Source organism: Streptomyces fuscigenes (assembly GCF_021556455.1).
GTDB classification, from domain to species: domain Bacteria; phylum Actinomycetota; class Actinomycetes; order Streptomycetales; family Streptomycetaceae; genus Streptomyces; species Streptomyces fuscigenes.
Genome location: NZ_JAKGCV010000182.1, coordinates 1 through 10,698, shown reverse-complemented (window position 1 = coordinate 10,698; position 10,698 = coordinate 1). Strand labels below are relative to the sequence as shown.

General features: G+C 75.1%; 8 protein-coding genes and 1 pseudogene. 4 read left to right on the top strand and 5 right to left on the bottom strand.

Going from position 1 to position 10,698, the window contains the following annotated elements:
* Positions 1-137: 137 nt before the first annotated feature.
* A pseudogene (locus L1885_RS16130) lies at positions 138-473 on the bottom strand (nucleotidyltransferase family protein); the annotation flags it as partial.
* Positions 474-643: 170 nt separating this feature from the next.
* Here L1885_RS16130 and L1885_RS16125 point away from each other — a divergent pair.
* Positions 644-1,012 carry a DUF5955 family protein gene (locus L1885_RS16125; RefSeq protein ID WP_268984143.1) on the top strand — a complete coding sequence of 123 codons (369 nt, stop codon included), beginning with the start codon at positions 644-646 and terminating at the stop codon, positions 1,010-1,012.
* A 46-nt stretch (positions 1,013-1,058) separates the two neighbouring features.
* On the opposite strand, the gene L1885_RS16120 is transcribed toward L1885_RS16125, so the two are convergent.
* The gene (locus L1885_RS16120; RefSeq protein WP_235797810.1) at positions 1,059-1,637 is read right to left on the bottom strand and encodes a DUF3291 domain-containing protein; all 579 of its coding nucleotides are present in this window, start codon (positions 1,635-1,637) and stop codon (positions 1,059-1,061) included.
* Between the two features lie 744 nt (positions 1,638-2,381).
* On the bottom strand, positions 2,382-3,179 hold the full coding sequence (locus tag L1885_RS16115; RefSeq protein WP_235797809.1) for an IclR family transcriptional regulator: 798 nt from the start codon (positions 3,177-3,179) through the stop codon (positions 2,382-2,384).
* Between the two features lie 222 nt (positions 3,180-3,401).
* Between L1885_RS16115 and allB the strand changes: the two genes are divergently transcribed.
* Both allB and alc read left to right on the top strand, forming a co-directional pair.
* Positions 3,402-4,736 (top strand): allantoinase AllB, encoded by a 1,335-nt coding sequence (allB, locus tag L1885_RS16110; RefSeq protein ID WP_235797808.1) that lies wholly within the window; start codon positions 3,402-3,404, stop codon positions 4,734-4,736.
* A gap of 3 nt (positions 4,737-4,739) precedes the next feature.
* Positions 4,740-5,888: an allantoicase gene (gene alc, locus L1885_RS16105; protein ID WP_235797807.1), complete on the top strand. Its 1,149-nt coding sequence runs from the start codon at positions 4,740-4,742 to the stop codon at positions 5,886-5,888.
* Positions 5,889-5,987: 99 nt separating this feature from the next.
* On the opposite strand, the gene L1885_RS16100 is transcribed toward alc, so the two are convergent.
* A complete protein-coding gene (locus tag L1885_RS16100; protein ID WP_235797806.1) occupies positions 5,988-8,441 on the bottom strand; it encodes a glycoside hydrolase family 2 protein in 2,454 nt (817 codons plus the stop codon).
* 298 nt (positions 8,442-8,739) lie between these two features.
* Between L1885_RS16100 and L1885_RS16095 the strand changes: the two genes are divergently transcribed.
* Positions 8,740-9,378 (top strand): dihydrofolate reductase family protein, encoded by a 639-nt coding sequence (locus L1885_RS16095; RefSeq protein ID WP_235797805.1) that lies wholly within the window; start codon positions 8,740-8,742, stop codon positions 9,376-9,378.
* A gap of 108 nt (positions 9,379-9,486) precedes the next feature.
* Here L1885_RS16095 and nagA read toward each other — a convergent pair.
* Positions 9,487-10,698 (bottom strand): N-acetylglucosamine-6-phosphate deacetylase (gene nagA, locus L1885_RS16090; RefSeq protein ID WP_235797804.1); only part of this gene is annotated, 1,212 nt, incomplete at its 5' end.

Genomic DNA, 10,698 nt, shown 5'->3' with positions numbered 1-10,698 from the left:
GGCCGGGTTGTGGAAGAGCAGCATGTCCCCGGGCTGGAGGTCGGCCCGGGCGATCTTCACGCCGAAGTCGGCGAGACTGCCGGTCCACTCGTTCTCGGGCAGGCGGACCCGTTGCCGCCCGCCGGCATCCCGGCGCTGACCGCCGCCCCGGGTGCGCCGGGCGCTCCGAGCGAGTGGAGCCCCGCGCGCAGCGACGATCCCATGCCCTCCTCCCACCGCGGGTTGCGCACCGGGACGCAGCCGGCGAGGTCGGCGCGCTCGACGACCTCGTCCGCCGCCGCTCCCAGCACCACGTGCAGCGGCCCGCACCCCGCCTCCCGCAGCACCCGGACCGCGTGCTCCACCAGCGGTCGCCCGTGGTGGGGCAGCAGCGCCTTCGGGCGGCCGCCGAGCCGGCGTCCGCCCCCGGCCGCCAGCAGCAGTCCGGCCACCCGGGGCGTCGTCGCGGTGTGTTCACTGGGTGTGGATTCCATGGCCTTTGCATACCCCATCGGCGATGCATCCCGCCGTATTCGGACCGCCAGGTGGCGCATACCGCTCGGTACGCGTTAACTTGCCCGCGAAACCAGGGAGGTTGACCGCCGACGTGGGGTGCGAGCCGGCACGACGATGTGGGCCGAGGGGGATGGCTGTGCTTGGGAGCATGGGGCGTACGCGGGTGAGGGAACAGGACCGGCCGCGCGGGCGGCGCGGACGCACGCAGAGCGGCGACCCGGAGGCCGAGGGCGCCACGGGCGACCCGCGGGTCGCGGGACTGGGCACCGCCGTGTCCCGGCTGCGCCGCGAACTCGCTGCCTACCCAGGAGAGTTCGCGGACCGTGGGGTGGCGGAGGAGGAGCTGGCGGCGCTCGCCGCGATGGTGGAAGGCGGTTCCCCCGAGATCACCCGGATGCGCCGCTCGCTGCTGCTGATCGTGGGATCGATCGGTTCGGTCAGCGCGCTCGGCCCCGCGCTGATGGCGGTGCGCACGGGCGTCGAGGTCTTCGGCGGCCCTCCGTCCCGCGGCGCCTGAGCGCCGGCCGCGGAAGGGGCCGCACGCACGCGCCCGGCGGGTGCCGTCAGCCGCGGGCCGGCGCGTGGGACGGGGACGGGCCGCCCACCGGTCCGGCGTCCTCGGATCCGGCCGGTGCTCCGGCCGGATCGAACGGGTGGCGGAAGGTGAAGGCGCAGGGCTCCGGGCCGCGGTCGTCGAGGTGTTCCAGCCGGGCGACCCCGTCCTGCCAGGTGGGTACGGTGCCGTCGGTCACCCACCAGAACACGTAGGCCGGGCGTCCCGTCCTCTCGAACCAGTCGTGACGCCTGTTGAGCGCCGCGCGGTGCAGACCGGTGTAGACGAAGTCGAAGGCGGGCCGCAGGCCGGTCCAGAGCGAGAGGCTCGCCGCCAGGGCGGTGGTCTCCGCGGTGCGGCCCTTCCCGTACCAGGCCGGGACGGCGAACTCGCCCCAGTCGCCCCAGTCCGCGCCGAACAGGGCGCCGCGGCTGTGCTCGGCGACTTCCGCGCGGGCGACGTGTCCGGGGTGGCGGTCGAATGCCCGGTGGACGGCCTCGCCGTGCTCGTAGAACTCCCGCGTGAGACCCGCGGGATCGGAGAGGGGCGACTTCAGGACGCCGAAGGTGTAGAGGGCAAGACGGGGCATGCGGTTCTCCCTGGTGAGTGGACATGGTGTGCGGGAGTCCCCGGCGCTCTCGCCGTCGGGGAGCGGACTCGATCCGGCGGCGTGCGCGGGGAGGCGGGAGCTGTGGGCACGGGTCGGCTTGTCGGTCGCGAGCGCCCGGGGCCGGCGGGCCCCTGCGTGGCTGAGCGCGGTTCGGGCTGACGGAACCCCCGGGCGGCCGGGGGGGCGAGGCTGAGGAAACTCCGCCCGGTTGAGGGCGGTCCAGGCGGACGAAGCTCCGCACGGCTGACGGCGGCGCCGGACGTCTGGAGAAGATAGCCGCCGCCGCGCGCCCTGTCGACGTTGTGTTTTTCCTGCCGAAGTGCCCTCTCGCGGGCGCCCGTCGGGCCGCCCGGCGGGCGGTGCCCGGCCGGAGCCGGGGGGACCGGGGGCCGGGGAGACGTCGACTGCCGTTGCCCCCGCCCCGGACCCACCCAGGCCGGTCACATGACGCGCGGGAGCGTCGTCACGGCGCGAGAGGGGCGTCAGGCGCGAGAGGCGCGAGAGGGGCGTCAGGTGCGCGAGGGGCGGGGGGAGCGGCGGGGCCCGTGACGCGTCCGGCCGCGCGCATCGAGCGGCAGGGCGGGAACGGGACGGCGTGCCGCTCGGCCGGGTCGCGAGCGGCGGGAGGGCCGCGCTCCGTAGAGGGCCGCGGGCCGGCGAGGGCCGCGCGGTCCGTCGGGGCCGGGCGCCGTCGGGCGAGGGCTCGGCGGACCGCCGCCGTCCTCAGGAGGAGGCGTTCGTCAGCACCTCGGACAGTGCGCCCGCCACCTCCTGGAGCACCGGCACGATCCGTCCCGTGGCCGCCTCCGTCACCCGGCCCGCGGGTCCGGAGATGGAGATGGCGGCCGCCGTCGGCGAGCCGGGGATCGGCACCGCGAGGCAGCGCACGCCCACTTCCTGCTCGTTGTCGTCGACGGCGTACCCGGTGGCGCGCACCTCGTCCAGGGCGGCCAGGAAGCGGTCCGGCGTGGTGATCGTCCGGTCCGTCGCCGCCGGCATGCCCGTGCGCGCCAGCAGGTCGCGCACCTCGTCGGCCGGCAGGTGCGCCAGCAGGGCCTTGCCGACTCCGGTCGAGTGCGGCAGCACCCGGCGGCCGACCTCGGTGAACATGCGCATGGAGTGCCGGGAGGGCACCTGTGCGACGTACACCACCTCGTCGCCGTCGAGCAGCGCCATGTTGGCGGTCTCCCCGGTCTCGTCGACGAGCCGGGCGAGGTAGGGCCGCGCCCACGTGCCCAGCAGCCGGGAGGCGGACTCGCCGAGCCGGATGAGGCGGGGGCCGAGCGCGTAGCGCCGGTTGGTCTGCTGGCGCACGTAGCCGCACGCCACGAGCGTGCGCATGAGGCGGTGGATCGTGGGCAGCGGCAGACCGCTGCTCGCCGACAGCTCGCTCAGCCCGACCTCGCCGCCCGCGTCGGCCATCCGCTCCAGGAGGTCGAAGGCGCGCTCCAGGGACTGGACGCCGCCGCTCCCCGCGGGCGGCTTCGCGGCGTCTGTGGAGCTGGCGCGGGACGACGGCACGTGGGCGGTCCTTTCACGGACGGTCGGGCGAGCCTGAAGCCTATCGGGCGCCGGGAGCCTCCGGCGTCTTGGCCAAAGGTACATTCTGCTGCACGGAACCCGCGTTTCGCTTTGTGGAAACGTCCAACGGCGAACTCCTTGACGGTCCCGGACAGGCGGAGAAAGATCCTTCAACAATTCGTTGAATCACTCGCCTCCGCAGTTCCGGCCCGAGAGGAACGCATGCCCGAAGTCACTCTCGTCCTGCGCTCGACCCGCGTCGTCACGCCCGAGGGGACCCGCCCGGCCACCGTGGCCGTCGCGGGCGAGCGGATCGCCGCCGTCCTGCCGTACGACGCCGACGTGGCCCCGGGAGCCCCGGTGGAGGACGCCGGGGACCACATGGTGCTGCCGGGCCTCGTCGACACCCACGTGCACGTCAACGACCCCGGCCGCAGTGACTGGGAGGGCTTCGCGAGCGCCACCGCGGCCGCCGCCGCCGGCGGCGTGACCACACTCGTCGACATGCCGCTCAACTCGCTGCCGCCGACGACGACCGTGCCCCACCTGCGCGTCAAGCAGGACGCCGCCCGCCCGGCGGTCCACGTCGACGTCGGCTTCTGGGGCGGTGCGCTGCCAAGCAACCTCGCCGACCTGCGCCCGCTGCACGAGGCGGGCGTCTTCGGCTTCAAGTGCTTCCTCTCGCCGTCGGGAGTACCGGAGTTCCCCGAACTGGACCCCGGCCGGCTCGCGGCCTCGCTCGCCGAGATCGCGGGCTTCGGCGGCCTGCTCATCGTGCACGCCGAGGACCCGCACGCCCTGGAACGGGCCCCGCGCCGCGCCGGGCCCGCGTACGCCGACTTCCTCGCCTCGCGCCCCCGCGACGCGGAGAACGCGGCGATCCGGACGCTCATCGACACGGCCCGGCGGCTCGACGCCCGCGTGCACGTCCTGCACCTGTCGTCCTGCGACGCCGTGGCGCTGATCGCCGAGGCGCGGCGGGCCGGGGTACGGGTGAGCGCCGAGACCTGTCCGCACTTCCTCACCCTCACCGCCGAGCAGGTCCCCGACGGCGCCACCGAGTTCAAGTGCTGCCCGCCCATCCGGGAGGCCGCCAACCAGGACGCCCTGTGGCAGGCCCTCGCCGACGGGACGATCGACTGCGTGGTCTCCGACCACTCGCCGTGCACGGCCGACCTCAAGACCTCCGACTTCGCGACCGCGTGGGGCGGGATCTCCTCCCTGCAACTCGGCCTGCCCGCCGTGTGGACCGAGGCGCGGCGCCGGGGCCGCACGATGGACGACGTCGCGCGCTGGATGTCCACCGCGCCGGCCGCCCTCGCCGGCCTCGGCGCCAAGGGCGCCGTGGAGCCGGGCCGCGACGCGGACTTCGCCGTCGTGGCCCCGGAGGAGACCTTCACCGTCGATCCCGCGCTGCTGCACCACCGCAACCCCGTGACGGCCTACGCGGGCCGGACCCTGCACGGGGTCGTCGTCTCGACCTGGCTCAGGGGCCGCCGCATATCCACGGCCGGCGCGGTGGGGCAGCCCACGGGCCGGCTCCTCGAAAGGACATGACAGGTGACGCGAGCACCGCACACCCCCGCCCCCGCGGGAACGCGACCGGATCCGGAGCGGCCCGCCGCCGGTCCCTACAGCGGCGGCGACCCGTACGCCGACTACCGTGCCGCCGAGTTCGGCTTCACGCGCCTGGCCGACCTCGCCGACCGCCGGCTCGGCGCCGCCGTGGTGGCCGCCAACGACGAGTTCTTCGCGGAGCGCGAGAACCTGCTCCTGCGCGAGCGCCCCGTCTTCGACCCGGAGGCCTACGGCCACAAGGGCAAGATCATGGACGGCTGGGAGACCCGGCGCAGGCGCGGCACCTGCCCCCGCGACCCGCACCCGGCGAAGGACGACCACGACTGGGCGCTGATCCGCCTCGGCCTGCCCGGCGTGGTGCGCGGACTCGTGGTGGACACCGCGCACTTCCGCGGCAACAACCCGCAGGCCGTCGCCGTGGAGGGCGCCGCCCTGCCGGGGCAGCCGTCCGTGGCCGAGCTCACCGGCGAGGGGGTCGAGTGGATCCCGCTGGTCGCGCGCACGGCGGTCTGCGGGCACGCGGCCAACGGCTTCGAGGTCGACGTGGCGCGGCGCCTGACCCACCTTCGGCTGCGGCAGTTCCCCGACGGCGGGATCGCCCGGCTGCGGGTGTACGGGGAGGCCGTGCCCGACCCGGCGTGGCTCGCGGCGCTCGGCACCTTCGACGTCCTCGCCCTCGAACACGGCGGTCGTGTCGAGGACACCTCCGACCGCTTCTTCTCGCCCGGCTCCAACACGCTGGCACCGGGGCGCTCGGCCACCATGCACGAGGGCTGGGAGACCAGGCGCCGGCGCGACGGCGGCCACGACTGGATCCGCTACCGCACGGCCGCGCAGGCCGAGATCCGGGCCGTCGAGATCGACACCGCCTGCTACAAGGGCAACGCGGCCGGCTGGGCGGGCCTGTCCGTGTGCGACGGCGAGGCGGACCGGTGGCGGCAGGCGCTGCCCCCGACCCGCCTCGAACCCGACGCCGTGCACCGCTTCGTGCTGCCCGAGCCGGTGACGGGGGACCGGGTGCGCCTGGACACCTTCCCCGACGGGGGCATCTCCCGGCTCCGGCTGTTCGGTTCGCTCACCGCCTCCGGCGCCGCCGCACTCGCCGCACGCCATCGCGCCCTGGGCGGCTGAGCCCGGCGCCCCGGGAGGCGGGATCGCGCTCCGACCTCCCGCGCCGGGCCCCGCGGTGGGAGGGCAGGCGCAAGGGCGCCCGCCCTCCCACCGCGTTCGTCAGGCGCTCGTCACCGCGAACAGCGCGCCCCGGGCGGCCCCGGCGTCCGCCTCGGCCCAGCCGGTCACCCGGATCGTCGCGCTCTCGCCGGGCAGCAGGGTGAACAGGCCCCGGTCGGCGACGGCCCCGGGCGCCAGCCGGTCCGCCTGGAGCAGCAGGTCCCGCACCAGCGTGCGGGCGCGGACGGTGACCTCGGCGGCGCCGTCCCCGGCCTTCTCCACGGCGACCTCGTACGAGGGGTCGGGGTAGGCGAACTCCAGGTCCCGTACGGGCAGATGCAGGGCGCGCAGTCCGTCCGCGTCGGCGACGAGGTACTCGGTGGCCGATCCGGCGGCGGGCAGGAGCGCGTCGGGCACCGGTGCGAACGCCACTTGGCGGGGGCCGGCCGCGAGCGGGACGCGGGTCTCGGCGAGGAGGGTGCCGTCCACGTCCATCCGGCGCAGGCGCACCTCGGTGTCCCAGGGTTCGCGTGACTGGTTGACGGCGCACAGGGTGGGGGTGTCGTCGCGGGTCCGGATCGTCAGGAGGCGGTCGGCGTAGAGGTCGCGCAGGGCGTACCACAGGGGTTTGCGGCGGGCGTCGCCGTCGATGGCGGCCCAACTGGTGACGGGCCAGCAGTCGTTGAGCTGCCAGACGATGGTGCCCGCGCACACGGGCCAGTTCGAGCGCCAGTGCTCGATGCCGGTGGTGACGGCGCGTACCTGGTTGACCTGCATGAGGTAGTGCCAGCGGTCGAAGTCGGTGGCGGCGGGCACGGCGAAGTGGCGGGCGAGGCCGCGTTCGAGCTTGCCGTTGCCGTCGTCGGCCTTCTGGTGGTGCAGCATTCCCGGCGAGTCGGCGACGAGTTCCTCACCGGGCAGCGCGCGCCGCAGTGTCGCGTACGCGGGCGGTGCCTGCCAGCCGAACTCCGACACGAACCGCGGCACACTGCCGAGGTAGTCGGTGTAGTCGGTGGTGTTCCACACGTCCCAGCTGTGCACGACGCCGTGCGCGGGGTCGTTCGGGTGGTGCTCCCAGGAACCGGACCAGGGGCTGCCGGCCCAGTACGCCCGGCTCGGGTCGGTGTCCGCGACCACGCGCGGCAGCAGGCCCAGGTAATAGCCCTCGCCCCACGAGTCGCCCGCGAGCGGCTCCTCCCAGCCCCAGTCGCGAAACGCCCACAGGTTCTCGTTGTTGCCGTTCCACAGCACGAGGCTCGGGTGCGGCATCAGCCGGGCGACGTTCTCGCGCGCCTCCGCCTCCACCTCGCCCCGGATCGGCTGCTCCTCGGGGTAGGCCGCGCAGGCGAAGAGGAAGTCCTGCCACACCATCAGCCCGAGTTCGTCGCAGACGTCGTAGAACTCGTCCCGCTCGAAGATCCCCCCGCCCCACACCCGGACCGTGTCGACACCCGCCTCCGCGGCCTGCGCCAGACGCTCACGGTAGCGCTCCGCCGTCACCCGCGAGGGGAACACATCGTCCGGAATCCAGTTCACACCGCGCGCGAAGACCCGCTCACCGTTCACGACGAAGGTGAAACCCGTCCCGTGCTCATCGGCCCGCGAGTCGACGACGACGTCGCGGAAGCCGATGCGGCGCGACCAGGAGTCGAGGAGGGGGCCGTCCGCCGCGCCCAGTGTGATCTCGCAGTCGTACAGCGGCTGTTCGCCGTAGCCGCGCGGCCACCACAGGTCGACGTCCGCGACTTCCGCCACGACCACGGCCTCGTCCCCCTCGAAGGTGACCCCGGCGGTGACCCCGCCGACCCGGAGTTCGGCGGCGAGCGGCAGGCCCGCTCCCGACACGGTCCGTTCGACGTCGAGTCGCACCTCCACGCGTCCGGCGCGCGTGGTGGGATCCACGCTCACCAGCGGGCGCACACGGGCGAGCCGCGCGGTCGACCAGTGCTCCAGGCGCACGTCCTTCCAGATGCCCGCCGTCGGCAGGGACGGCCCCCAGTCCCAGCCGTAGGCGCAGGCCATCTTGCGGATGAAGGGGCGCGGGTCCTCGCCGTAGGCCTCCTTCGACGCGCCGAGCCGCTCCCGTACGGCCTCCGCCGCGTCGTAGGAGCAGGCGAACAGCACCGACAGCGGGGTGTCCGCCGCCGTCCGGTCCGTCACGTCGAAGCGGTAGCCGCGGTGCATGTTGGCGGTGCGGCCGACGACCTCGCCGCCGACACTGATCTCCGCGACCGTGTCGAGTCCGTCGAAGACCAGGTCGGTGCGTTCGTGGCCGCTCCCGCGGGCGGGCAGGACGGTGTCGTAGACCCACTCGCGGCGGCCCACCCAGTCGACGTCGGTCTCGTTCCTGGACAGGAACGGATCGGGGACGACCCCCGCGGAGATCAGGTCGGTGTGCACGCACCCGGGCACCTGGGCGGGCAGCGCCCGGCCCTCGTGCCGCAGCGTCCAGCCCTCGTGGAGGGAGACCGCCCGCAAGGACGTGTCGCCGTGGTCGGCATGCGTCGTCGTCACTGTCGTCACCGTCGTTCCAGCCGTTCTCTTCGAAGTCCCTCGCGCGGTGACACTAACCAGGGTTTCCTTCCAGCGTCAACATATAGAGGGAGGCGTTCGCGGCGCCCCGCCCGCCTGTTCGCGGCGCCGTCCGGCCGATCGCGCGGCGGAGCCCGCGGCGGCATGGTGGACGGGGAGAATCAGGGCCGCCGCGGGCGATGAGTTGCGGACGCGGGCGGGGTCCACACCACCAGACACGCGCCGCACCGCCCCGGCCGGGGCGCCCGCCGCGCGGCCGCAGCGAACAGGAGCAGGGACGATGGCCCAGATCACCGCCACCACATTCGTGTCACTCGACGGCGTCATGCAGGCGCCGGGCGGCCCGTCGGAGGACACCAGCGACGGATTCCGCCTCGGCGGCTGGTCCGTGCCCTACGGTGACGAGACCTTCGGTGACTACATGGCGAAGGTGTTCGAGCACGCCGGGGGCTTCCTCCTCGGCCGCCGGACCTACGACATCTTCGCCTCGTACTGGCCGCGCGTCACCGACCCGGACAACCCCATCGCCACCGGCCTCAACTCCCTGCCCAAGTACGTCGCCTCGGCCACGCTCACCGCCCCGGAATGGCACGACACCACCGTCCTCGAAGGGGACGCGGTGGCCGCGGCCCGGAAACTGAAGGAGCAGCCGGGCGACGAGATCCAGATCCACGGCAGCGGCGCCCTGATCCGCTCTCTGCTCGGCCACGACGTCATCGACCTCCACCGCCTCCTCGTCTTCCCGGTGTACCTCGGCACGGGCGCGCGCCTGTTCCCCGACGGCGCGGCGGCCCTGGGCTTCGAGGTCGTCGACCGCACCGCCGTCGGGGCCGGCGGGGGCATCACGGCGCTCACGCTCAGGCCCACGGGACCGGCGCGCACCGGTTCGTACGAGCTGCCGCCCGAGAACGCGCGCTGAGGCGGCCGCCGCCGGGCGGCGGGACGCCCGGCGGCCGGGACGCCGGACTTACGGGCACGGGCACCCCGGGCGCCCGGTCCCACGGCACGGGCGTCCCGGGTGTGGGCGTCACGCCGCGGGCGTCCCCGGCACCGGCTGTCCGCGCAGCCACACGCGGCCCGGCCGCAACTCCCCGTCCAGTTCGACCAGGTCGGCGCGCAGCCCGGGCCGCAGCTCGCCGCGGTCGCGCAGGCCGAGCAGCCGGGCGGCGGTGCCCGAGGACATCCGCACCGCGTCGGCCAGGGGCAGCCCCACCACCGAAACGGCCCGCCGCAGCGCCTGCGCCACGAACAGTGTCGAGCCGGCGAGCGTACGGGTGCCGCGCAGCCGCGCCACTCCGCCCTCGACGCTCACCTCCCGGTCGGCGAACGCGTACGTGCCGTCCGCCATGCCCGCGGCCGGCATCGCGTCGCTCACCAGCATGAGGCGTTCGGGCCCCGCGAGCCGGTGGGCCAGGCGCACCGTGTCGTCGGCGAGGTGGTGCCCGTCGACGATCAGCTCGCACACCAGGCGGGGATCCAGCAGCGCGGCGGCGACCGGCCCCGGCTCCCGGTGGTGCAGCGGCGGCATCGCGTTGAACAGGTGCGTCACCGCGCGGGCGCCGAGGTCCACGGCCCGGGCGAAGCGGGCCGCGTCCGCGTCGGTGTGCCCGAGGGAGCACACCAGGCTTCGCGCGTAGCGGCGCACCAGATCGACGGCGCCGGGCAGTTCGGGTGCCAGCGTCAGCGAGACGGCATGGCCGCCCGCGGCCCGCAGCAGCCGCTCCAGCAGGTCGGGTTCCGGTGCGCGCAGGGCGCTCCTGGTCTGCGCGCCGCGCCGCTGCGGCGACAGGAAGGGCCCCTCGAAGTGGATGCCGGCCAGGTTCGGGGCGGAGCCGTCGTCGATGACGGACGCCACGGCGCGGGCCGCCGCCTCCATGGCCCCGGGCTCGACGGTGGCGATCGACGCGAGCATCGTCGTCGTCCCCCGCGCCAGGTGACCCGCGGCAGCGGCCCGCACGTCGTCGGGGTCCCCGGTGTAGACGGAATGCCCGGCGCCCCCGTGGCAGTGGGGGTCCACGAAACCCGGCACGACGAGGCGGCCGCCCAGGTCGACGACCCGGGCCGGCGCTTGCGGCGGGCGGCCGGTGCCCAGCGAGTGGATCAGCCCGTCGCGCACCAGCAGCCAGCCCCGCGCGACCCCGGCGTCGGCGGTCGCGAACCGGCCGCCGGTGAACAGCAGCGCGGGCCCGCAAGCTCCCGGCGGCCCGGCGGGGGCCGCGGGGCCCCCGTCCGGCGCCGG

Bases quoted from the DNA above. Each gene is read 5' to 3' on its own strand.
- L1885_RS16125 (WP_268984143.1), top strand. From the start codon at position 644: ATGGGGCGTACGCGGGTGAGGGAACAGGACCGGCCGCGCGGGCGGCGC.
- L1885_RS16120 (WP_235797810.1), bottom strand. From the start codon at position 1,637: ATGCCCCGTCTTGCCCTCTACACCTTCGGCGTCCTGAAGTCGCCCCTC.
- allB (WP_235797808.1), top strand. From the start codon at position 3,402: ATGCCCGAAGTCACTCTCGTCCTGCGCTCGACCCGCGTCGTCACGCCC.
- L1885_RS16095 (WP_235797805.1), top strand. From the start codon at position 8,740: ATGGCCCAGATCACCGCCACCACATTCGTGTCACTCGACGGCGTCATG.